Origin of the sequence: Sphingopyxis selenitireducens, from assembly GCF_051550705.1 — a bacterium.
In the GTDB taxonomy this organism is placed as follows: Bacteria; Pseudomonadota; Alphaproteobacteria; order Sphingomonadales; family Sphingomonadaceae; genus Sphingopyxis.
In genome coordinates this window covers 210,204-232,500 of sequence record NZ_JBPULG010000006.1, presented here as the reverse complement: position 1 = coordinate 232,500, position 22,297 = coordinate 210,204, and the positions used below count along the sequence as shown (strand labels likewise).

Sequence of the window (22,297 nt, the reverse complement as noted above, 5' to 3'; positions counted from 1 at the left end):
TGCACGAATGGCGTAACGACTTCCCCACTGTCTCCAGGAGATGCTCAGCGAAATTGAATTCTCCGTGAAGATGCGGAGTACCCGCGGTTAGACGGAAAGACCCCGTGCACCTTTACTGCAGCTTCAGAGTGGCATTAGGAAAGAACTGTGTAGCATAGGTGGGAGGCTTTGAAGCACTGGCGCCAGCCGGTGTGGAGCCATAGGTGAAATACCACCCTGTTGTTTTCTGATGTCTAACCTCGATCCATGAAACTGGATCAGGGACCCTCTGTGGCGGGTAGTTTGACTGGGGCGGTCGCCTCCTAAAGAGTAACGGAGGCGCGCGATGGTAGGCTCAGGACGGTTGGAAACCGTCTGCAAGAGTGCAATGGCATAAGCCTGCCTGACTGCGAGACTGACGAGTCGAGCAGAGACGAAAGTCGGTCATAGTGATCCGGTGGTCCCGAGTGGAAGGGCCATCGCTCAACGGATAAAAGGTACGCCGGGGATAACAGGCTGATGATTCCCAAGAGCTCATATCGACGGAATCGTTTGGCACCTCGATGTCGGCTCATCACATCCTGGGGCTGGAGCAGGTCCCAAGGGTTTGGCTGTTCGCCAATTAAAGTGGTACGTGAGCTGGGTTCAGAACGTCGTGAGACAGTTTGGTCCCTATCTGCCGTGGGCGTCGAAATTTGAGAGGAGTTGACCCTAGTACGAGAGGACCGGGTTGAACATACCTCTGGTGTACCTGTCGTCACGCCAGTGGCGCAGCAGGGTAGCTATGTATGGACGGGATAACCGCTGAAAGCATCTAAGCGGGAAGCCTCCCTCAAGATAAGATTTCTTAGAGCCGTGGAAGACCACCACGTTGATAGATCGGATGTAGAAGCGCGGTAACGTGTGGAGCTAACCGATACTAATTGCTCTATTCGCACTTAAGAGTCCCACCATCAACGACAATCCTGACCGGCCACAAGCCTGTCGGATCGTCTGCGAAGTGGATGATTGCAAGTCAGACAAATATTGCACGGACATCGATTGAAACCCGATTTTGACCCACGCCGGCTTCATTGCTTGGTGACCATGGCGTCAGTGACCCACCCGATCCCATCTCGAACTCGGACGTGAAACCTGACAGCGCCGATGGTACTGCTGCTTAAGCAACGGAAGAGTAGGACGTCGCCAGGCATTGTGGCCGACGTGCGGACAAAATCATCAAAAACCCATTCACAAAGTTACAGGGCCGGCAGCAATGCCGGCCCTTTGCTGTTTTAACGGATCCTGCCGGCTCAACTCCGGCAACAGGATCCGAACATTGGTGGCGCGGGATGGAGCAGCCCGGTAGCTCGTCAGGCTCATAACCTGAAGGTCGTAGGTTCAAATCCTACTCCCGCAACCAATATCAATCTCACAATCAAACAATCCAGACCGGCCTTCCCGCCGCACCAATAGCGTGTTGGCGCGGCAATTGAAGGTCCCATCAAGGGCATAATATGCATTTCATTTGCATGTTTTGACCAGCCGGAGTAAAGGCAGTGTATCGACATGATGGGATGACGGTGTGAACGACCATAAAGATATTGATGAGGCCTCCCTCGCGCGGCTGATCCCGATCTTTTACGATCGCGTCCGGGCCGATGCCGAACTTGGCCCGCTTTTTAACGCCGCGGTGGACGACTGGCCCGAGCATCTTGAGCGGCTTGTCGCATTCTGGTCGTCGGTGATGCTGACGACCGGTCGCTACAAGGGCAGTCCGATGGCCGCGCATCTCAAGCATAAGGCGCATATCACCCCGGCGTTGTTCGAGCGTTGGCTTGCGCTCTGGTCGGAGGTCACCGACGAGGTGATGCCCGGTACAGCCGCGGTGGCGCTTCAGGCCAAGGCGGCGCGCATCGCCGAAAGCCTGCAACTTGCGCTCTTCTTTCGCCTGGATGATCCCGTCGGCGACGCGGCCCGCCGAAGGGCCTGAAGCGTGCAGCGATCGGGCGGAGCGTGCCTAGTCTTTGTCCCGCTGGGCATCGGCCTGACGCAAGCGGTTCTCGCGAAGCGCCAATTCCTCATAGCGGCAAAGCGGAACGGGCGTTGCTTCCGCCGCCTTTTGGACAGCCGACGGATCTGCGGCTTTGGCGTCGGCCTTTTTCCTTTCGCGCATATCGTTTCCCGGTGCTCGATCATCGCCCCTTTGACAGCATCGTATCGCGGTTGGCATCATTGCGCCACAATGCGATGCTAGACGCCCCGGCTTCGGCCATGGAACGTCGCCCGGCCCGATGTGGTCCGGCGTGGCGGCCCTGATTTTGTAGAGAGCGAGTGTGACCGATTGTTCCTCCTGCGTCGTGCGAAACCGCGCGATTTGTGCCAGCCTCGACGCCGAGGAGCTTCTGCTGCTCGGCAAGATGGGGCGCCGCCAGCGCGTGAAGGCGGGACACACCTTGCTTTGGGAGGGCGATGACGCGCCGGTCGTCGCAAATGTCCTCGACGGGGTGTTGAAGCTGGTCGTCGCGACGGCCGATGGCCGCGAGCAGATTGTCGGGGTTGTGTTTCCGTCCGATTTCATCGGGCGCCCGTTCGGCAAGACCAGTCCTTACAGCGTTACCGCGATGACCGACGCCGAAGTGTGCATCTTCAACCGCAACAGTTTCGACACTTTCGCGAGCTCGCATCCCGATCTTCAACAGAAATTGCTGCGCCGCACGCTCGACGAGCTCGACCGCGCGCGGCACTGGATGATGCTGCTCGGACGCAAATCGGCGTCGGAGAAGGTTGCGTCTTTCCTGCTCGAAATGTCGGAACGATTGGCGGGGCAGGGGTGCGATGCCGGGGCGCTCGACCGGGGGTTCGAACTGCCCTTCGGCCGCCAGCAGATCGCCGACATCTTGGGGCTGACGATCGAGACGACGAGCCGCCAGCTCACCAAAATGCGCGCCGATGGGGTTCTGGATCTGCCTTCGCGCCGCGAGGTCGTGATCAACGACCGCGCGGCGATGATGGTGATGGCAGGCTGAATCAGAAGCGGTATCCGACCCCCGCGCTGATCACCCACGGATCGAGTTTGTGCCGCGTGCGCAGCACCTCGGTCTCTCCGGCGAACCAGCGTGCTGTTGGTCTCAGGAAATAGCGTTTGGCGTCGAGCGTCACCGACAGCCCCTTGTCATTGACCGGGATATCGACCCCGGCCTGGAGCGCGAGCCCGAGCGTGTCGTTCATCTTTTGCCGCGTCGCGCCGAGCGCGACCGCCCCGGCACCCGGCTTTTCGTCGATGAAGATGAAATAGCTGGGCCCAGCGCCGATATAGGGCTGGATGCCGCCGTCCTTGCCGAAATGATATTTGAGCGTCAGCGTCGCGGGTACAATCTTCGCATCGGATACCAGCCCCGCGCCGGCGAGGGGGCCGCGTCCGACGACATCATGCTGGGTCACCCCGGCGATCGTTTCGATCGAGATATGGTCGGCGACAAAATATTCGATCGCGATCGTAGGGATCACATTGTCGTCGGCTTTGGTCTGGACGCCCGCGGGTAGCCCGATCGCGTCGAGTTTCACATCCTTGAGCTTGCCGTCGGGGGCGACGAGCGTGGCGAGTATCTTGACCTGCACATCACCGCTTTTCGCGGCGACCTGTCCGGGCAGCGCACACGCCGCGATCAGAGCGATAAGGGGGAGAGACTTGGGCATCATGATTTGGCTCCTTGGTTGATGGAGCCCTACTGATCCGGTGCACCGGACGCCGCATTGATGCGACGCAAGAAAATCGTTGATCCAGGTCAATGTATCTGCCGGTTCAAACGCTCATGGCGACCCCATCCACGCAGCAAAGGGCTGCGCCAAACGGGGTATTGCGATGATCGACGGTCTGGTTTTCAAGGCGGGGGGCTGGCTGGCGCTGACCCTGCTGGCGCTGGTGGCGGCTGCGCTGGCCGTCGACGCGCCTTTCGCCGTGCACATGGTTATCGTCGCAGTCGCCTGCCTCGCTGCGCTCTGGTTCTCGCTCGCGCGCGCCGATTATGGCGCGGTAGCGCGGGGCGCGCTGCAATCCTCCCCTGATCAGCGACTTTATGACGATGACCCGATCCGCTGGGGTGTCATCGCGACGCTGTTCTGGGGTGTCGCGGGCATGGCGGCGGGGCTGTTCATCGCGCTCCAGCTCGCCTTTCCGGCGCTGAACCTCAATCTGGAATATACGACCTTCGGGCGGCTGCGGCCGCTCCACACCTCGGCGGTGATTTTCGCCTTTGGCGGCAATGCGCTGATCGCGACCAGCTATTATGTCGTGCAGCGCACCTGCCGCGCCCGGCTCGCCTTCCCGACGCTCGCGCGCTTCGTCTTCTGGGGATATCAGCTGTTCATCGTGCTCGCGGCGACCGGCTATCTGATGGGTGTCACCGCGGCCAAGGAATATGCCGAACCCGAATGGTATGTCGACCTGTGGCTGACGATCGTCTGGGTCGCCTATCTGGTCGTGTTCGTCGGCACGATCGTCAAGCGTCGCGAGCCGCATATCTATGTCGCCAACTGGTTCTATCTGAGCTTCATCATCACCATCGCGATGCTCCACATCGTCAACAATCTGGCGCTGCCCGCCAGCCTGTTGGGGTCGAAAAGCTATGCCGCCTTCGCCGGGGTGCAGGATGCGCTGACCCAGTGGTGGTATGGGCATAATGCGGTCGGCTTTTTCCTGACCGCGGGCTTCCTCGCGATGATGTATTATTTCGTGCCCAAGCAGGCCGAACGCCCGGTCTACAGCTATCGCCTGTCGATCCTGCACTTCTGGTCGCTGATCTTCCTCTATATCTGGGCAGGACCGCACCATCTTCATTACACCGCGCTGCCCGACTGGGCGCAGACGCTGGGCATGGTCTTTTCGATCGTGCTGTGGATGCCGAGCTGGGGCGGGATGATCAACGGTCTGATGACGCTGAACGGCGCGTGGGACAAGATCCGCACCGATCCGATCATCCGCATGATGGTGATGGCGCTCGCCTTCTATGGGATGAGCACCTTCGAAGGCCCGATGATGTCGATCAAATGGGTCAACTCCATGTCGCATTATACCGACTGGACGATCGGACATGTGCATTCGGGCGCGCTCGGCTGGAACGGCATGATCACCTTTGCCTGCGTCTATTACCTCGTGCCGCGTCTGTGGGGGCGCCCGCGCCTCTACAGCCTGCGGATGGTCAACTGGCACTTCTGGCTCGCGACTGTGGGGATCGTTTTCTACGCCGCGTCGATGTGGGTCGCGGGGATCATGCAGGGCCTGATGTGGCGCGAATATGGGGCCGACGGCTATCTCGTCTACAGCTTCGTCGAAAGCGTTGCGGCGATGCATCCGATGTATCTGATCCGCGCGGCAGGCGGGGCAATGTATCTCGCCGGCTTCCTGATCATGGTCTTCAACGTCTGGGCAACGCTCGCTGGCCGTGTCCGCGCCGAAAAGCCGATGACCGAAACGCCTTACAACGCCGCAGCGGACCGTCCGCTCGCGCCCGTTCCCGCCGAATAAGGAGCCAGGCAATGGCCAGTGAAAAAGCCGCAAAGCGCTTCAGCCACAAGCGTATCGAACGCAACGTCACCCTGCTCGGCGCTCTGGCGCTGATCACGGTGACGATCGGCGGGATCGTGGAGATCGCGCCCTTGTTCTGGATCGACAATACGGTGGAGAAGGTCGACGGGATGCGGCCTTACACCCCGCTCGAGCTTGCCGGGCGCAACATCTATATGCGCGAGGGCTGCTATACCTGTCACAGCCAGATGATCCGTCCGTTCCGCGACGAGGTCGAACGCTATGGCCATTACAGCCTCGCCGCCGAGAGCATGTACGATCATCCCTTCCAATGGGGGTCAAAGCGCACCGGGCCCGACCTCGCGCGCGTCGGCGGTCGCTATTCGGACGAATGGCATCGCGCGCATCTGATCGATCCGCGCGCTGTCGTTCCTGAATCGATCATGCCGCCCTATGCCTTCCTTGCCGAACGCGATCTCAAGACCGGCGACATGCGGAACGACCTGACGGCACTTTCGCGGTTGGGCGTACCTTACAGCAAGGCTGCGATTGCGGCGGCAAACGACGATGTGAAGGCACAGGCCGATCCCGACGCAGGTGGCGGCGCCGAACTTCAGAAACGATATCCCAAGGCGCAGGTGCGCGATTTCGATGGCGATCCGGCACGGATCACCGAAATGGACGCGCTGATCGCCTATCTCCAGATGCTGGGAACGCTGGTCGATGTCGAAAAGGCGGCGCCGCAGGAACAGGGAGCCGCGCCCGCTGCGCAGCCGGAGAAGGCGCCATGAACTATAATGATCTGCGGCATTTTGCCGACAGTTGGGGGCTGCTCGGCATGGCGATCCTGTTCCTCGGCCTCGTCATCTGGCCGTTTCGCAAGGGCGCGCGGCATCGCAACGAAGAAGCCGCGAACATGATCTTCAAGGACGACGAACATGGTTGATCATAAACGCATCGACGAAGCGACCGGGACCAGCACGGTCGGGCATGAATGGGACGGGATCGAGGAACTCGATACGCCGATGCCGCGCTGGTGGCTGTGGAGCTTCTATGCGACCATCGTCTGGGCGCTCGTCTATGTCATTCTCTATCCGGCGTGGCCGCTGGTCAACAGCGCGACGACGGGCGTCCTCGGCTGGACCAGTCGCGGCGAACTGGAAAAGGAAATGCGCGCCGACGCCGTGCGCCGCGCGCCGGTCGTGAACGCGATCGCCGCGACCCCCGTGGCCGATCTGACTGCCAAGCCCGAACTGATGCGCGCCGCGGTGCAGGGCGGCAGCGCCGCGTTCAAGGTGCACTGCGTCCAGTGTCACGGCGCGGGCGGGGCTGGCGTGGCGAAACTCTATCCCAGCCTGACCGACGATGACTGGCTGTGGGGCGGCGACCTCGCCAGCATCGCCTATACCGTCGAGCATGGCATTCGAAATCCCGATCATAAGGTGACGCGGACCAGCCTGATGCCCGCATTCGGGCGCGACGGAATTCTCGATGCGAAAGCGATCGCCGATGTCGTCAGCCATATTCGTGTCATCAGCAGGCAGGAAAAGCCGAGTGCGTCGGCGACGCGCGGTGCGACGGTTTTTGCGGACAATTGTGCTGTCTGCCACGGGGCGAACGGCCAAGGTGACCGCAAGGTCGGCGCGCCGAAGCTGAGCGACGCAATCTGGCTGTATGGCGGCGATCGCGCCAGCCTGACCGCCACGATCGATGCGCCGCGCAATGGCGTCATGCCACGCTGGGGCGAGCGGCTCGATCCGGTGACGATCAAGATGCTGACCGCCTATGTCTATTCGCTCGGCGGCGGCGAGAAATTGGCGCCCGCGCCGGTGGCAGCGTCGGCGGCAAGCGAAGTGAAAGAGCCGGGAGCCAATGGCCAGCACTGATCAACTCGCCAGTCCTCCTCCTTCGCTCTACGAAGCGCGGAAGGGCGTCTACCCCAAGAAGGTCGACGGTCCCTTCCGCCGCTTCAAATGGGCGATCATGGGGATCACGCTCGCAATCTATTATGGCACGCCATGGATCCGTTGGGACCGCGGGCCCTATGCGCCCGATCAGGCGGTGCTCGTCGATCTCGCGAACCGGCGTTTCTACATGTTCCAGATCGAAATCTGGCCGCATGAATTTTACTATGTGGCGGGCCTGCTCATCATGGCGGGGGTCGGCCTGTTCGTCGTCACGAGCGCGGTCGGTCGTGCGTGGTGCGGCTATGCCTGCCCGCAGACGGTGTGGACCGACCTGTTCCAGCATGTCGACCGGCTGGTCGATGGCGATCGCAACGCGCAGATCCGGCTTGCGAACGGGCCATGGACGGCGACGAAGATCGCCAGACGGACGATCAAATATGGGATTTACCTGACCATCGCTTTCTGGACCGGCGGCGCATGGATCATGTATTTCGCCGACGCGCCGACGCTGACCCGTGAATTCTGGAGCGGCGATGCGGCGCTCGTCGCCTATGGAACGGTCGCCGTGCTGACCGCTACGACCTTCATCCTCGGCGGCTTCCTGCGCGAGCAGGTGTGCGTTTATATGTGCCCCTGGCCGCGCATCCAGACCGCGATGATGGACGAAAAGTCGCTGCTGGTGACGTACAAGGACTGGCGCGGAGAACCGCGCGGCAGCGTGAAGAAGGCGCAGGCGCATCCCGGCGCGTTCGGTGACTGCATCGACTGCAACCAGTGCGTCGCGGTATGCCCGACCGGGATCGACATTCGTGAAGGGCCGCAGATCGGCTGCATCACCTGCGCGCTGTGCATCGATGCGTGCGACGGCGTGATGGCGCAGGTCGGGCGCCCGCGCGGGCTGATCGATTATTGCACGCTCGACGATGCCGCCGCCGAAAAGGCGGGCGGCACCGCGCAGCCGATCCGCAAGACCTTGCTGCGCCCGCGTACCCTGATCTATCTGGGGATATGGGGCGCGATCGGCGCGGCGATGCTCTTCTCGCTGGGCCAGCGCACCCGGCTCGACCTTGCCGTCCAGCATGAGCGCAGCCCGCTCTATGTCCAGCTGTCCGATGGGATGATCCGCAACAATTATACGTTGAAGCTGCGCAATATGGAAACGCGGCCGCGGCGCGTCGAAGTGACGGTTACCGGGCTCGACGGCGCACAGCTGTGGACGGAGGCGGGGTCGCGCGAAGAGGCCGCGCAGCGGGTCGAAATATCGCTGCCGCCCGACAGTGTGACGCCGGTGAGTTTGTTCATTGCCGCTCCCGGCAAGGGGCCGGCGCGGCAGGATTTCACCATCGCGACACGCGGCCTTGACGGCAAGGAGAGCGGTGACAGCGACACCATCCAGTTCGACCGGCCGGAGACAGGACAATGATCGACAAGCCGACACGCCGCGCCTTCACCGGCTGGCACATGACCGCGATCCTCGTCGCCTTTTTCGGGGTGGTGATGACGGTCAATTTCGTGATGGCGCATTTCGCCATGTCGACCTTTGGCGGCAAGGTCGTCGAGAACAGCTATGTCGCGAGCCAGCAGTATAACGAATGGCTCGCACGCGCTGACGCGCAGGACCGGCTGGGGTGGGAACGGGCGATCAGCGTCGAGCGCGATCGCCATGTCCGGATGGTGTTCCGCAAGGATGGCAGGTTGCTCGAGGACATGGATGTCACGGCGACGATCGCCCATCCGCTCGGCCGCGCGCCGTCGCGGCCGATGCGCTTCGAGGCGGGTATGGACGGGACGCTGCGGTCGGCCGAGGCGCTGCCCGCAGGGCGCTGGCGGCTCGACCTTTCAGTGCGGCATGCCGCCAACGAAGCGCGCTATAGGATCGACCTTCGATGAGCGCCGCCGCGGTTCCCTCGCTTGTCGAGCGCGACTTTGCGGTTCCCGCCATGCGCTGCGCGGGCTGCATCGCCAAGCTCGAACAAGGACTGGTCCGCGACCATCGGATCACGGCGGCGCGCGTCAATTTCACCGAAAAGCGGGTGCATCTGTCGTGCGCGCCCGACACCGAAACCCCCGATTTGATCGGCGCCTTTTCGCTGCTGGGGTTTGAAGCGCATCCGATCGGCGATGCCAATGAGGGTGCCGAAGCCGAGGCCGCGACCAGCCGCGAGCTGCTGCTAGCGGTGGGCGTCTCGGGCTTTGCGATGATGAATATCATGCTGCTCTCGGTTTCAGTCTGGTCGGGGGCTGCCGGGGCGACGCGCGACCTGTTTCACTGGCTGTCGGCGCTGATCGCCTTGCCGACGGTTGCTTATGCGGGGCGGCCCTTCTTCCGTTCGGCATGGGGTGCGCTGCGCCACGGGCAGACCAATATGGATGTGCCGATCGCGATCGGTGTGTCGATTACCACCGCGCTCAGCCTATACGAGACCGCGACGAGCGGACCGCACGCCTATTTCGATGGCGTGGTGATGCTGATCTTCTTCCTGCTCTGCGGGCGCTGGCTCGACAGCGTGATGCGCGACCGCGCACGCGGCGGCGTGACCGCGCTGCTCCGCAACATGGGCTCGGGCGCGATGGTGATGGAAACCAATGGCGCAAACCGCTGGGTCGACGCATCCGCGCTGGAACCCGGGATGGTGATGCTCGTCGCGGCGGGCGAACGGCTTGCTGCCGATGGCCTTGTCATTGGGGGCACGAGCCAGATCGATCTGTCATTGCTTACTGGCGAGAGTGCGCCGCAGCGGGTTGGTGTCGATGACCGTGTCCATGCCGGCACGCTCAATCTCGACGCACCGGTACGGGTGAAGATTACCGCGGCAGGCGCCGACACGGCGATCGCCGACATCGCGCGGTTGATGGGCGAGGCGGCGCAGGGCAAGTCGCGTTACGTGCGCATCGCCGACCGCGCCGCGCGGCTCTACGCCCCCGCGGTCCACGCGCTGGCGCTGCTTGCCTTCGCTGGTTGGATGATCGCGGGTGCGGGCTGGCACCAGAGCATGTTGATCGCGGTCGCGGTGCTGATCATCACCTGTCCCTGCGCGCTTGGCCTTGCGGTGCCGGCAGCACAGATCGTCGCGGCGGGGGCGTTGATGCGCGTCGGCGTGCTGATCAAGGATGGCTCGGCGCTCGAGCGGCTGGCCGAGGTCGACCGCGCACTGATCGACAAGACGGGGACGCTGACGCTCGGCCGGCCTGTTGCGACGAACCTGGACGATGTCGAGCAGACGGTCCGCCCGCTGCTGCTCGCCCTGTCGCAGGCAAGCCGCCATCCGCTGAGCGCGGCGTTGACGCGCGACCTCGCCGCGATGGGCGTCAACGCGGAGCCGGTCGAGGCGCTGGCCGAAACGCCGGGGTTCGGGATGCAAGCGACATGGCAGGGGCGCCGGGTCACGCTGGGGCGTCCCGCCACCTCGACTGGCGATAACGGACTGGCGACGCAGCTTTCCATCGACGGCGATCCGGTCGCGACGATCCACTTTTCCGACCAGCTTCGCCCTGACGCGCGCGCGACGATCGATGCGTTGCGCGCCGAGGGGATCGCGCCGACGATCCTGTCGGGGGACCGCGCCGAAGCGGTGGCGCCGGTCGCGCGTACCCTTGGCCTGACAGCGCAGACCGCGATGAGCCCGCAGGACAAGCTTGCCGCGATCGCGCGGCAGGCGGGGGCGGGGCATAAGGTGCTGATGATCGGCGACGGCCTCAACGACGGGCCTGCGCTTGCCGCCGGTCATGCGTCGATGGCGCCGGGGTCGGCAAGCGATGCGGGAAAAAATGCCGCCGACTGCATCTTTCTCGGCGACCGGATGATGCCGGTTGTACAGGCGGTGCGCATGGCGCGCCGGACGCAAGCGATCGTGCGGCAGAATTTCACCCTGGCCATCGGCTATAATTTCATCGCCGTGCCTCTGGCCTTCCTCGGCTATGTCACGCCGCTGGTCGCGGCGATCGCGATGTCGGGGTCGTCGCTGATCGTTGTCGGCAATGCGTTGCGGCTGAAAAGGGCGATCCGATGAACGGTTTGATCTTCCTTATTCCTATCGCGCTTGGGCTTGGCCTGTTGGGGCTCGCCGCCTTTTTCTGGTCGCTGCGCAAGGGGCAGTTCGACGATCTCGACGGCGCCGCGCTGCGCATCTTTGTCGAGGATGAAGAGGAGGAGACGCGATGATGCGGCGCGTTTGGGGAGCGGCCCCAGCCGCCGCCGCGCTGGCCTTCGCACCACTGGCGAGCGACGCGCAGCTTCTGGTCGTTCCGGGCTGCGGGGCGGCCGCCCGGATGATCGTCGTGCCGCCCGATCCCACCGCGCCCGACCGGGGCAGGGATCGCGATTGCGCCAAGGCTTGTCATGTCGCGAGCGACCGGCGCAGCAAGGATCCGAAGAAAAATTGCTGCATATGACCGCCGCTGCCGCTGCGTTGACCTGAATCAATGTTGCGGCGGGACGGAGCGCCTAGATCATGAGCATGTGGACCTATTATCCCGAATTGCTCGAACGGCCGGTGCCGCGATACACAAGCTACCCGACCGCGCTGGAGTTTGGCGACGATGTCGGCGCGGCGGATTATGCGCGGGCGCTCGACCAAGTGGAATCGGCGACGCCGCTGTCGCTCTATGTCCACATCCCCTTTTGCGAACAGATTTGCTGGTATTGCGGATGCAACACTGGCGCGGCGGGGCGCAAGCAGCGGCTGACCGATTATCTGGCGGCACTGCACGCCGAAATCGGCGCAGTCGCCAAACGGCTTGGCGGACGGGGGCGGGTGCAACATATCGCTTTTGGCGGCGGCAGCCCCAATGCGATCGCGCCGGTTGACTTCGTGCGCCTGCTCGACCGCCTTCTCACGGCCTTCGACGCCAGCAAACCCGATATTTCGATCGAGATCGATCCGCGCAATTTTACCGCCGAATGGGCGCTGGTTCTTGCGGCGTCGAACGTCGGCCGGGTCAGCATGGGGGTCCAGACCTTTGCGCCGCAAATCCAGCAGGCGATCGGGCGCGTGCAGCCGCTCGCCGATATCGAAGCCGCAGTCGCTGCGCTGCGGCTGCGCGGGATCGACGCGATCAATTTCGACCTGATGTACGGCCTGCCCGGACAAAGCATGGCGGACTTGGGCGCGACGCTCGACGAGACGATGCGCATTGCGCCCAGCCGGATCGCGCTGTTCGGCTACGCCCATCTTCCCGCGATGATTCCGCGTCAGCGACGGATTGACGCCAGCGACCTGCCCGATGACCGGCTGCGTTTCGAGCAGGCCGCGTATGGTTTCGAACGGTTGACCGGAGCGGGTTATGTTCCGGTCGGCTTCGATCATTTTGCCAAGCCCGGCGACAGTTTGGCGATCGCTGCCGAAGCGGGCCGGGTAAACCGGAATTTTCAGGGTTTCACCGCCGACGATGCGCCCGTTCTGCTGGGTTTCGGCGCCAGCGCGATCAGCAAACTGCCCGAACTGATCGTGCAGAATGAGAAAAAGGCCGGGCTGTATCGCGACCTGGTCGGGTCAGGAATGCTGCCCGCGACGCGCGGGGTGCGGCTGGATGCCGAGGATCAATGGCGCGGCCATATCATCCGGGCGATCCTCTGTCAGGGACGCGCACGGTTCGGCCCGGACCGCGTCGCCGCGGCGCGGCACGCGCTGTCGGGCTTTGAGCAGCGGAAGCTGATCCGATGGGACGACCACGAACTGATCTTGTGCGCGGGATCCCAGCCCTACGCCCGGCCGATCGCCGCCGCATTTGATCAGCATCGGGGCGCGGTGCCCGCCGCCGCCTGAACCGGCGCGGCAACGCGCGCATCGAGGATCGCAAAAACCTCGCCCAGTTTCGCTGCGATGATATCCGCGCGCGCTGGTTCGAGGTCCGGCACCACGACCTCGATTTCCATCCGCTCGCCTGCAACACGCATCGTCATCTCGGCCGGTATGATCGCACGCTGTGCGAAGAAGCCGGCGATGCGCGGCAGCGATTGCGGGTCGACCAATGCGTCGATTTGGAACCGGGACATCAAGCCGCCGCGCGCTGGGCGCTGCCGATGACCTGCTCGGCCAATTCGTCGGCGATCACCGCCGGCGATCTTTTTTCGCGGGCGGCGCGTTCGAGGATAGCGGTGACCCGCGGCGCGATCCCTGCGACGCGTTCTGCGACGTCGCTTTCGTCCTCACCCAGATATTCGGCCGAGACGCTGATGATGCCGCCGGCGTTGACCACATAGTCAGGGGCATAGGTGATGCCGCGCTGGACCAGCAGCGCTGCGATTTCCGGGCTGGCAAGCTGGTTGTTCGCGGCGCCGCATACCAGCTTTGCCTTCAGTCGGCCGACATTGTCCTGATCGAGCGCGCCGCCGAGCGCGCAGGGTGCGAAAATATCGGCCTCCACTCCCGCAATGTCGTCGACATGGACGACCCGGGCATCGAGGATGTGCGCCAGCCGGTCGCGCCGATCCGGGTTGGGATCGGCGATGATCAGCAGCGCGCCGGCATCGGCGAGGCGGCGGCAGAGGTCGGAACCGACATTGCCGGTGCCCTGTACCGCGACCGTCAGCCCGGACAGATCGCGATCGAACGCGAAGGCGGCGGCAGCCTGCATCGCATCGAACACCCCGCGAGCAGTCCATGGCGACGGATCGCCGCCGGCCCGGCCTTCGGCGGGGGGAAGCCCGGCGACGTGGCGCGTCGTGCTGGCGACTTCCTGCATGTCGGCGACCGAAGTGCCGACATCCTCGGCGGTGACATAGCGGCCGCCGAGTTCCTCGACCGCGCGCCCGAATGCCTGGAATAGCGCGGCGCGGTCGAAATCGCCCACCGGCCTGCGCAGCACCGCCTTGGCGCCGCCCAGCGGCAATCCGGCGAGTGCATTTTTATAGCTCATGCCCTCTGCGAGCCGGACGGCATCGGCGAGCGCCGCGTCCCGGTCGGCATAGTTCCAGAGGCGGCATCCCCCGGCGCCCGGCCCCAGAGCGGTCGAATGAATGGCGATGATCCCATCGAGCCCGCTTTTCGGATCGTTCAGGCGGACGCATTCCACGGGCGGGTGCAAACGGGCAAGACGGGCAACCATGACATTCTCCTTTGGGCAATGCCGACCTTATCGCATTTGCGCCGCGGGCAATCTTGCTCGCTTTATTGCCATTCGCGGCGATCATGGGATATTAAAACCACAATTTTTATCATATAAGGATAAAATGACCGAACTTGATCCTTTTGAGCGGAATATCCTCCGCGAATTGCAGCGGGACGCGAATCAGACGACGGCCGAGATTGCCGAGCGCGTCGGACTGTCGTCATCGCCCTGCTGGCGTCGCATTGATCGGCTGGAGCGCGAGGGTTTTATTCGCAAGCGCGTGGCGATCGTCGACCGGCGCAAGGTCGGGCTCAACGCCCATGTCTTTGCTCAGGTGAAGCTCAACGCGCACGGCCGCGCCAATCTCGATGAATTCAGCGCGGCGCTTCGCTCCTTTCCCGAAGTGCTGGACGCCTATGTGCTGATGGGCGCGATGGATTTCATGCTGCGCATCGTTGCGAAGGATATCGACGCTTATGAAAGCTTCTTCTTCGAACGGCTGAGCAAATTGCCGGGGATTCAGGAGATCAATTCCACCGTCGCGTTGTCCGAGATCAAATCGACCACCGAACTGCCGCTTTGACCACCTGCCACGCTCGTCAGCTAGCGGCGTTCCGTTGGTCGCCGCATGGATCGGGCATGACACACGACATATCGCAGCATGGCGCAGGGACGCCGACATGACCGGTCTCGACCTGCCGCTAGGCGCGCCGCAGCAGATGCTGCGCGACAGCCTGCAACGCTTTCTGGCCGACAATCCGCAGCCGGGCTGGCAGCAATTGTCCGATGAACTGGGCCTCGGCGGAATTACAGTGCCCGAGGCGGCCGGTGGCTTTGGCGGCGGACCGGTCGATATTGCACTGGTGATGGCCGAACTTGGCCCTGCCCTTGCGGGCTCAGACTGGCTGCCGCACGCTGCGGCGACGATGCTGATTGCAGAGGCGGTGCCCGGTCATGCCGCGCTTGCCGATCTGGCAGACGGGCGGATGCGGGCAGCGATCATTTGCCCGGCGGCGGCCTCGTGCCGGGTGCAGGTCGAGCGGAGCGATGGCGGCTGGACGGTGCATGGCACGGCGGCGCTAGTCGCCGGCGCGGCGGAGGCCGATGTGTTCGTCCTCGCCGATAGCGCGGCGATTCTGTTGATCGCGGCCGGCCATGCGAAAGTCGAGCGGCGCACGCGCATCATGCACGACGGCAGCACGAGCGCCGACCTGAGCTTTGCGCTTGCATCGTCCGATATCGAGCCGTTGGCGGAAGGCGATGCGGCGGCGGTGCACGCCGCCCGGGTCAACGATATGATGCTCGCGGCGCGCTGCGCCGAGGCGGTCGGGCTGATGCAATGCATGCTGGGTGACAGCGTCGATTATCTGGGTCAGCGGCGGCAGTTCGGGACGGCGATCGCAGCATTTCAGGTGCTGCGCCACCGTGTCGCCGATATGCAACTGGCGCTGATGAAGGCGACCGCCCTGACCGAGATTGCTGTGCTTTCGCTGGACGGCGCCGAGCGCGACGCGGCGGTGAGCGCGGCTTGTGTCGAAGTGTGCGACGCCGTTCGTATCGTGGGCGAGGGCGCGGTTCAAATCCATGGCGCGATGGGGCTGACCGATGAACTCAGCCTGGGGCGCTATTTCAAGCGCGCGCTGGCGATTGCGGCAGCCATCGGTCCGGCGGGTCAGTTGGCGCGTTTCGCCGACGCCGCCTGACCGCGATCAGCCGAGCAATATGCGCGCGACCAGATCGCGCTGAATCTCGTTCGACCCAGCATAGATGCTCGCCGCGCGATCGTTGAGGTAGCGCGGTACCGCGATGGCGAGTTCGGCGGGGGTTTGCCCGTCGGCCTCGGCCCACGCCGTATGGCCGGCGATATCGCACGCCAGACTGTCGATCCGCTGCGCGCTGTCGGTGCCCATGATCTTGAGCGCCGAGGCGTAAAGCGCTGTGCTGCCCCCCAGTCCGCGCATCGCCTTGATTTCGAGCGCTTGAAGCGCGCGCAGGTTGATCGCCTCGCGGGTTGCGCGCGCGCGCTGTACGGGGTCGAACTCCGCTTGCGCGCGCAGCCGTTCGAGGCGCCCGATCAAACCCGGCGCATATTTGCCGCCGCGCTCGAAGGTCAGCAGATGCTTCGCGACGGACCAGCCCTCATTTTCTGCGCCGAGCCGGTTCGCTTGCGGCACGCGGACATCGTCGAAGAAGACCTGATTGAGCTCATGGTCCCCGGCGAGGGTGCGGATGGGTTCGACGGTGATGCCGGGCGACGTCATGTCGAGCAGCAGAAAGCTGATCCCCGCCTGGGGTTTGCCGTCGTTCGAGGTGCGGACGAGGCAGAACATGCGGTTCGCGAAATGGGCGTGCGTGGTCCAGATTTTCGAGCCATTGAGAACATAATCAGCGCCGTCGGCGGTCGCGCGCAGCTGCAGTGCGGCAAGGTCCGATCCCGCGCCGGGCTCCGAAAAGCCCTGGCACCAATAATCCTCGCCCGACAATATGCGCGGCAGATAATGCGCCTGCTGGTCGGCGCTGCCATAATGCATGATCACCGGCGCGACCATTTTGAGCCCCATCGGCGCGAGGTTCGGCGCGCCGGCGCGCGCGCATTCGGCTGCGAAAATATAGCGTTCGACCTCATTCCATCCGGGGCCGCCAAAGGCTTCTGGCCAGTCGGGTGCCGCCCAGCCGCGGGCGTTGAGGATCCGCTGCCACGGGAGCGAGACCGCGGGGTCCATGAACACGCTCGTCGCGCGTTCGGCCGCTTCGCGCAGCTCGCCCGGAAGATGGTCGGCGAAGAAGGCGCGAATTTCGTCGCGAAAAGCGCGAAGCCCGGGGTCGTTCAGCGTGTCGTTCAACATGTCCATCCTGCGATCTTTAGGGCGCGGGGCGGACGGGCCAAGCTGACGAATGCATCAGGCGGCGCGCGCTCCGACAAAGCCCAGTCCGGCGGCAAGCTGGATCGATTGCGCCCGCCCGGTCGCGCCAAGCTTGGCAGCCGCGTTGCGCAGGTGAAAGCGCACCGTCGATACCGACAGCGACAATATGATCCCGATTTCGCCGTCGGTCTTGCCCGCCGCCGCCCAGCGCAGACATTGCACTTCGCGCCGGGTCAGCGTTTGCGGGACGGTTGCGTTGCGCGGGCGGTCGCGCGCTTCATTGTGCGTCGCGACCAGCCGCAGCGCGAGCATATGCATCCGCTCGGCATGGTCGGCGAACAGTGCGGCGACCCCCACCGGCTCGCGCGAACACCAGACTACGGCGCCGACAAGGCCGCGCGGCAAATGAACAGGGGCGATGATCGCTTCGCCGAGATGCGGGCTTTCGCGAACCTGCCGACAATCGACCGCGTCGAGCAGGCCGGTCGGGCGCCAGCTCTGCAGGGCTCCGTCGCTATAGTAAAAGGGCTCGGCGACCAGCCGCGCGGCGGTCAGGAAGGGGATATGCAGTGCAAGTTTGCGGTCGTGCCAATATTCATGCGCGGGGTCGATCCATGCAAAGCTGGTGACGGCATAGGGGCGGCCGGCTTCGTCGGCCATGGGTTCGGGGTCGCCCAGATCGGCCTGCGCGGCGATGTAGGGCAGGCCGATCGCATCGCCTGCGGCCTGTACGTCCGCAATCATCGCCGGAAGCTTCGACCAGCATAGCGCCTGATAATCTGTCACGCGGACCATTTCCCCAAAACCATCCTGACACAGATGACAGCTTGTTGATCGCCGGGCAATCTTCTCATCTGTCAGGGTCCGGCTGGAACGACGCTCGCACAACGACGAGCCGCGCGAAAAGCCGTTTGAGGGAGGATTGACCATGACGGCATATCGACTTTTTCTGCTCGCGGGCACCGCGGCAAGCTTTGCGTTCGCATCTCCGGCTTTCGCCGCCAATGCTGAGGCGGGCGGGGCTGCAAGCGCCGCGCCGGTCGAAGGCGAGATCATCGTCACCGCGCAGCGCCGCGCGGAATCGCTTAACGATGTCGGCATGGCGATCCAGGCGGTGGATGGCGAGACGCTGGAGAATCTGCGGGTTACCGACGTCCGCGATCTGACCGCGGTGGCGCCGAGTTTCACCGTGTCGCAAAGCTATCAGGGGGTTCCGACCTATACGCTGCGCGGGATCGGTTTCAACACGATCAACCTGTCGTCGACCTCGACCGTCGGCACCTATGTCGACGAAGTCGCCTATGCCTATCCGATCATGAACACCGGCCCGGTCATGGACCTGGAGCGCGTCGAAATCCTCAAGGGGCCGCAGGGTACGCTTTATGGCCGCAACACGACGGCGGGGCTGATCAATTTCATCACCGGCAAGCCGACAGACAGTTTCGAGGGCAGCATCCGCGCCGACCTCGGCAATTATCAGACGTGGAATATCGGCGGGCATCTGTCGGGTCCGCTCGCCGAAGGCCTTTCGGCGCGCGTCGCCTTCCGCAGCGAGAACAGCGACAAGGGCTGGCAGATCAGCAATTCGCGCGGCGAGCGGCAGGGCGAGGTCGAGAAGCTGGGCGTGCGTGGCTCGCTTGCTTTCGATCCGGCGCCGGGCACGCATTTCGATCTGTCGGTGACATGGTGGCAGAACAAGTCCGACACGGTCGTCGGGCAGGGGATCGGCTTTACGCCTGCGACCAATCCGGTCGGCGGCACGAGCAATTCGCGTTTCTTCAATACGCCGGGGCTCGCCACCTATCTGGCCAATAATTTCCCGACCAATGCCCGGCAGGCCGATTGGGCGCCGGAGGCGGAGCGGTCGGCAGACATTGGTACGGGATTGGGGCTGAAGGGGCCGCTCGCCGAGGATAATCGCTTCTGGGGCCTCAAGCTGCGCTGGGATCAGGATCTCTCCGACACGATGAAGCTCGTCTCGCTGACCAGCTATAATGATTTCAAGCGCAACGCGCTGTCCGACTGGAGCGGTGCGCCGTTCGAAATCCTGCTCCAGAACACTGTCGGCCGCATCAAGAGCTTTGCGCAGGAACTGCATGTCGAGGGCGAATCGGGACCGGTCACATGGCTCGTCGGCGGCTATTATGCGAAAGACCGCATCCTCGATTCCAACCGCACGATATTGGGGCAGAACGCCAATCCGCGGCTGATCCGTGCCGCCGGAATTCCGCTCCTGGCGACGCCGTTCAATTCGGGCGGTTACACCGCGCTGCAACTGTCGCAGGCGTTTCGTACCTTTCAGGATATCGGCCGGATTAACACGACGACGTGGAGTGTCTTTGCCAATGGCGACTGGCAACTCGCCGAGCAGCTGAAGCTGACCGCGGGGATCCGATACACGCAGGACAAGCAGCACTATAATGGCTGCTCGCGCGACGTGAACGGCAATATGCTGCCCAACGTCAATGTCGTGAACCGCGCGCTCTATACCCAGACTTATGGCAGAACCCCGCCGGAAATCACGCAGGGCCAGTGCAACACCTTCGACCCCGCCAAGAACATGTTCGGCGAGGTGAAGTCGGTGCTCGACGAGGATAATGTCGCCTGGCGCGTCGCGCTCGACTGGTCACCGAACGACGATACCTTGCTCTATGCCTCGGTCTCGCGCGGCTACAAGTCGGGGACGACGCCGGTTAACACGGCCAGCACCGCGCAGCAGAATGCATCGGTGCAACAGGAGCAGTTGACCGCCTATGAAGTCGGGGTCAAGGCGACGCTCGCCGACCGCATGGTGCAGGCCAATCTGTCGGCATTCTACTATGATTATCGCGACAAGCAGATCAGCACCTATTTCGCCGATCCGATCTACACCGCGCTGTCGCGGCTCGATAATGTGCCGAAGTCGAAGGCCTATGGCGTCGAGGGCGAGTTGATCGTCCGGCCGGCGCAGGGCGTCAGTCTTTCGACCAGCGCCTTGTGGCTGAAGACGCGCGTCATCGATTATGATGGCACCAATGCGGCCGGGCAGCCCGAGAATTTCGACGGGGCCGAGTTCATCTATAGCCCGAAATTCCAGGGCAGCATCACGCTGGCTTATGACACGCCGGCCACCGACACGATCGATGTCATCGGCGCGATCAGTGCGCGATACCAGAGCAAGTCGAACACGATCTTCGAGGATATCGATCTCTACAAGGTCGATGCCTATGCGACCGTCAACGCGAGCGTCGGTCTTCGCGACGAAAGCGGCTGGTCGGTGTCGCTGTGGGCGAAAAACCTGTTCGACAAATATTACTGGTCGGCGGTGTCGAGCAACGCCAATGTCGTCGTGCGTTTTGCCAATCAGCCGCGAACCTATGGTCTGACTGTCGGTCTGGATTTCTGAAGGAGCACGCAGAGGTGCAGCAGGCATTGCAGGACAATTATATGGGGACGGCGGTCGATTTCACCGCCCCCGTTGGCGAGCCTGCGCTGCTTGCGCCCGACAGCGTCCAGTGGCGCGTCTATAAAAACCAGATCGCGCTGGGGATCGGCGGCATTGCCGCCGTGTTGCTCGAATTTGCCGAGCCGCGCATCCGCAGCGGGGTGTGGGACCATTCGACCTATAAGGCCGACCCGATCGGCCGGTCGAAGCGGACGGGGGTGGTCGCCATGCTGGCCTGTTATGGCCCCGCGAGCACGGCGAAAGCGGCGATCGGCAGCGTCAACCGGCTTCACGGCAAGGTGAAGGGCGAAACCCCGGACGGCGAAAAATATCGCGCGATGGATCCGGTGCTGCTCGATTGGGTTTCAGCGACCGCATCCTACGGCTTTTTGATGGCTTATGATCGTTTCGTGCATCCGCTGAGCGACGCCGACAAGGATCGCTTCATGCGCGACAGCGATGCGATCGGGCGCGAATTTGGCGCACGTCATGCGCCGCCGACCATCGATGCCTTCATGGACATGATGGCATCGCTCGAACCGCGGTTCGAACCGCATCCGATTATCTTCGAATTTCTGGATATCATCCAGTCGGGCCGCGCTGCGCCGAACGTGCCGCGCTTTTTGCACCGCGCCATTGCGCGGGCGTCGGTGTCGCTGCTTCCCGATCATGTCCGGCAGCGGCTCGACCTTGGCGCGCGTTTCAACCTGACGCGCCTCGACCGCATGGCACTCAAGCTCGCCGGGCGGCTTGCCGACCGGCGGATCGACCCGCAATCGCCGCCATGTCAGGCCAGCGTGCGGATGGGGTTGCCGCATGATTATCTGTATCGCCGCCAGGGCTGACAGCACGCACTCTCACCCTTTGGTGTCGGGTCTCCACGCGCGATAGAAGGTATCGACCGCAGCGTCGATTTCGGCGGCGACGCGCTCGCGATTCCGGTCGCGTCCTTCGGGAAGACCGAGGACCGCCTGATAATAGACCCCCGACTGACACAGGCCGGACAGATGATAAACCGCCTGCATCGGGTCGCCCATGCGCAGTTCGCCCAGCACCATTTTTTCGCTTATCCATGCGGCGGTCCGCGCCTTGCCGCGACGCGGTCCGCGATCGTAGAAGGTTTCGGCAAGATGCGGGAAGCGCTCAGCCTCACCGACGACGAGGCGGTACAGGGCGAGCATCGTCGGCGAGAGGAGCGTGTTCATCAACACGTTGCCGAAATGGCGCAGCACATCGACGACGGGCTGGTCGAGCGGCAGGTCGACTTGCAAGGCCGCGCCATAATGGCCGACGATATCGTCGACGACGGCGGCGAACAGATCCTCTTTCGACGGGAAATAGCTCCACAAGGTCGTCTTTGATCCGCCGACCTTGCTGGCGATCGACGACATGGTCGTGCCTGCATAGCCATTCGCAAAGAACAACTCACGCGCCGCGTCGACGAACGCCTTGCGCCGCGCCGCAGCGGCATCGTCCAAGGTTACCGTACCGCTTGGTATCATTTCGATTGACAACGCATTCTCCAAAGTTCAGATGCGCATGATACCAGATAGTATCGTTGGATTCC

At 63.4% G+C, this 22,297-nt stretch carries 22 protein-coding genes, 1 tRNA gene and 2 rRNA genes (1 of these 25 running past the window's edge); 19 read left to right on the top strand and 6 right to left on the bottom strand.

The features are described 5' to 3' along the window. The 5 genes from ACSYDV_RS19700 to ACSYDV_RS19680 all read left to right on the top strand — a co-directional run. Positions 1-921 (top strand): 23S ribosomal RNA (locus ACSYDV_RS19700); it begins 1,901 nt to the left of the window's first position. Between the two features lie 134 nt (positions 922-1,055). Next, positions 1,056-1,170, top strand: a 5S ribosomal RNA gene (rrf, locus tag ACSYDV_RS19695). Between the two features lie 134 nt (positions 1,171-1,304). Continuing rightward, positions 1,305-1,381 (top strand) — tRNA-Met (locus tag ACSYDV_RS19690). Between the two features lie 162 nt (positions 1,382-1,543). Then, positions 1,544-1,951 carry a group III truncated hemoglobin gene (locus ACSYDV_RS19685; protein ID WP_438325660.1) on the top strand — a complete coding sequence of 136 codons (408 nt, stop codon included), beginning with the start codon at positions 1,544-1,546 and terminating at the stop codon, positions 1,949-1,951. Between the two features lie 343 nt (positions 1,952-2,294). Then, a complete protein-coding gene (locus tag ACSYDV_RS19680) occupies positions 2,295-2,987 on the top strand; it encodes a Crp/Fnr family transcriptional regulator (protein ID WP_438325659.1) in 693 nt (230 codons plus the stop codon). Between the two features lies 1 nt (position 2,988). On the opposite strand, the gene ACSYDV_RS19675 is transcribed toward ACSYDV_RS19680, so the two are convergent. Then, positions 2,989-3,660 carry an OmpW/AlkL family protein gene (locus ACSYDV_RS19675; RefSeq protein ID WP_438325657.1) on the bottom strand — a complete coding sequence of 224 codons (672 nt, stop codon included), beginning with the start codon at positions 3,658-3,660 and terminating at the stop codon, positions 2,989-2,991. Between the two features lie 166 nt (positions 3,661-3,826). Here ACSYDV_RS19675 and ccoN point away from each other — a divergent pair, with 166 nt between their 5' ends. The 10 genes from ccoN (at position 3,827) to hemN (ending at position 13,157) form a co-directional block, all read left to right on the top strand. Continuing rightward, positions 3,827-5,485, top strand: coding sequence for a cytochrome-c oxidase, cbb3-type subunit I (gene ccoN, locus ACSYDV_RS19670; protein WP_438326000.1), 1,659 nt, complete (start codon positions 3,827-3,829; stop codon positions 5,483-5,485). 11 nt (positions 5,486-5,496) lie between these two features. Then, positions 5,497-6,276, top strand: a complete 780-nt coding sequence (gene ccoO, locus ACSYDV_RS19665; RefSeq protein ID WP_438325655.1) for a cytochrome-c oxidase, cbb3-type subunit II — start codon at positions 5,497-5,499, stop codon at positions 6,274-6,276. Then, positions 6,273-6,431, top strand: a complete 159-nt coding sequence (locus tag ACSYDV_RS19660) for a cbb3-type cytochrome oxidase subunit 3 (protein WP_438325653.1) — start codon at positions 6,273-6,275, stop codon at positions 6,429-6,431. Before ccoO ends, ACSYDV_RS19660 begins: the two co-directional genes overlap by 4 nt. Then, positions 6,424-7,371: a cytochrome-c oxidase, cbb3-type subunit III gene (gene ccoP, locus ACSYDV_RS19655; RefSeq protein ID WP_438325652.1), complete on the top strand. Its 948-nt coding sequence runs from the start codon at positions 6,424-6,426 to the stop codon at positions 7,369-7,371. Before ACSYDV_RS19660 ends, ccoP begins: the two co-directional genes overlap by 8 nt. After that, the gene (ccoG, locus tag ACSYDV_RS19650) at positions 7,358-8,815 is read left to right on the top strand and encodes a cytochrome c oxidase accessory protein CcoG (protein ID WP_438325650.1); all 1,458 of its coding nucleotides are present in this window, start codon (positions 7,358-7,360) and stop codon (positions 8,813-8,815) included. The genes ccoP and ccoG overlap by 14 nt, the downstream gene beginning before the upstream one ends. After that, a complete protein-coding gene (locus ACSYDV_RS19645) occupies positions 8,812-9,282 on the top strand; it encodes a FixH family protein (protein ID WP_438325648.1) in 471 nt (156 codons plus the stop codon). The genes ccoG and ACSYDV_RS19645 overlap by 4 nt, the downstream gene beginning before the upstream one ends. Then, on the top strand, positions 9,279-11,402 hold the full coding sequence (locus ACSYDV_RS19640; protein ID WP_438325647.1) for a heavy metal translocating P-type ATPase: 2,124 nt from the start codon (positions 9,279-9,281) through the stop codon (positions 11,400-11,402). Before ACSYDV_RS19645 ends, ACSYDV_RS19640 begins: the two co-directional genes overlap by 4 nt. Next, the gene (ccoS, locus tag ACSYDV_RS19635; protein WP_438325645.1) at positions 11,399-11,554 is read left to right on the top strand and encodes a cbb3-type cytochrome oxidase assembly protein CcoS; all 156 of its coding nucleotides are present in this window, start codon (positions 11,399-11,401) and stop codon (positions 11,552-11,554) included. The genes ACSYDV_RS19640 and ccoS overlap by 4 nt, the downstream gene beginning before the upstream one ends. Beyond that, positions 11,551-11,784: a hypothetical protein gene (locus ACSYDV_RS19630; protein ID WP_438325644.1), complete on the top strand. Its 234-nt coding sequence runs from the start codon at positions 11,551-11,553 to the stop codon at positions 11,782-11,784. Before ccoS ends, ACSYDV_RS19630 begins: the two co-directional genes overlap by 4 nt. 65 nt (positions 11,785-11,849) lie before the next feature. Further along, positions 11,850-13,157 (top strand): oxygen-independent coproporphyrinogen III oxidase, encoded by a 1,308-nt coding sequence (gene hemN / locus ACSYDV_RS19625; protein WP_438325998.1) that lies wholly within the window; start codon positions 11,850-11,852, stop codon positions 13,155-13,157. On the opposite strand, the gene ACSYDV_RS19620 is transcribed toward hemN, so the two are convergent. Next, positions 13,124-13,387: an ACT-like domain-containing protein gene (locus tag ACSYDV_RS19620; RefSeq protein WP_438325643.1), complete on the bottom strand. Its 264-nt coding sequence runs from the start codon at positions 13,385-13,387 to the stop codon at positions 13,124-13,126. The two genes, hemN and ACSYDV_RS19620, sit on opposite strands and share 34 nt — an antisense overlap. Continuing rightward, positions 13,387-14,439, bottom strand: coding sequence for a Leu/Phe/Val dehydrogenase (locus ACSYDV_RS19615; protein ID WP_438325641.1), 1,053 nt, complete (start codon positions 14,437-14,439; stop codon positions 13,387-13,389). The genes ACSYDV_RS19620 and ACSYDV_RS19615 overlap by 1 nt, the downstream gene beginning before the upstream one ends. A 124-nt stretch (positions 14,440-14,563) precedes the next feature. Here ACSYDV_RS19615 and ACSYDV_RS19610 point away from each other — a divergent pair, with 124 nt between their 5' ends. Together ACSYDV_RS19610 and ACSYDV_RS19605 are read left to right on the top strand one after the other, a co-directional pair. Then, the gene (locus ACSYDV_RS19610) at positions 14,564-15,025 is read left to right on the top strand and encodes an Lrp/AsnC family transcriptional regulator (RefSeq protein WP_438325640.1); all 462 of its coding nucleotides are present in this window, start codon (positions 14,564-14,566) and stop codon (positions 15,023-15,025) included. A 97-nt stretch (positions 15,026-15,122) separates the two neighbouring features. Further along, positions 15,123-16,145, top strand: a complete 1,023-nt coding sequence (locus ACSYDV_RS19605) for an acyl-CoA dehydrogenase family protein (protein WP_438325638.1) — start codon at positions 15,123-15,125, stop codon at positions 16,143-16,145. Between the two features lie 6 nt (positions 16,146-16,151). On the opposite strand, the gene ACSYDV_RS19600 is transcribed toward ACSYDV_RS19605, so the two are convergent. Both ACSYDV_RS19600 and ACSYDV_RS19595 read right to left on the bottom strand, forming a co-directional pair. After that, positions 16,152-17,294, bottom strand: coding sequence for an acyl-CoA dehydrogenase family protein (locus ACSYDV_RS19600; RefSeq protein WP_438325637.1), 1,143 nt, complete (start codon positions 17,292-17,294; stop codon positions 16,152-16,154). 48 nt (positions 17,295-17,342) lie between these two features. Beyond that, complete coding sequence (locus ACSYDV_RS19595) at positions 17,343-18,101, bottom strand: helix-turn-helix transcriptional regulator (protein WP_438325635.1); 759 nt, start codon at positions 18,099-18,101, stop codon at positions 17,343-17,345. Positions 18,102-18,234: 133 nt separating this feature from the next. Between ACSYDV_RS19595 and ACSYDV_RS19590 the strand changes: the two genes are divergently transcribed. Next, positions 18,235-20,691 (top strand): TonB-dependent receptor, encoded by a 2,457-nt coding sequence (locus ACSYDV_RS19590; protein WP_438325633.1) that lies wholly within the window; start codon positions 18,235-18,237, stop codon positions 20,689-20,691. Between the two features lie 14 nt (positions 20,692-20,705). Next, the gene (locus tag ACSYDV_RS19585; protein WP_438325631.1) at positions 20,706-21,575 is read left to right on the top strand and encodes an oxygenase MpaB family protein; all 870 of its coding nucleotides are present in this window, start codon (positions 20,706-20,708) and stop codon (positions 21,573-21,575) included. 12 nt (positions 21,576-21,587) lie between these two features. Here the strand turns inward: ACSYDV_RS19585 and ACSYDV_RS19580 are convergent, their stop codons facing one another. Further along, positions 21,588-22,244, bottom strand: a complete 657-nt coding sequence (locus ACSYDV_RS19580) for a TetR/AcrR family transcriptional regulator (RefSeq protein ID WP_438325629.1) — start codon at positions 22,242-22,244, stop codon at positions 21,588-21,590. Between the last annotated feature and the right edge of the window lie 53 nt (positions 22,245-22,297).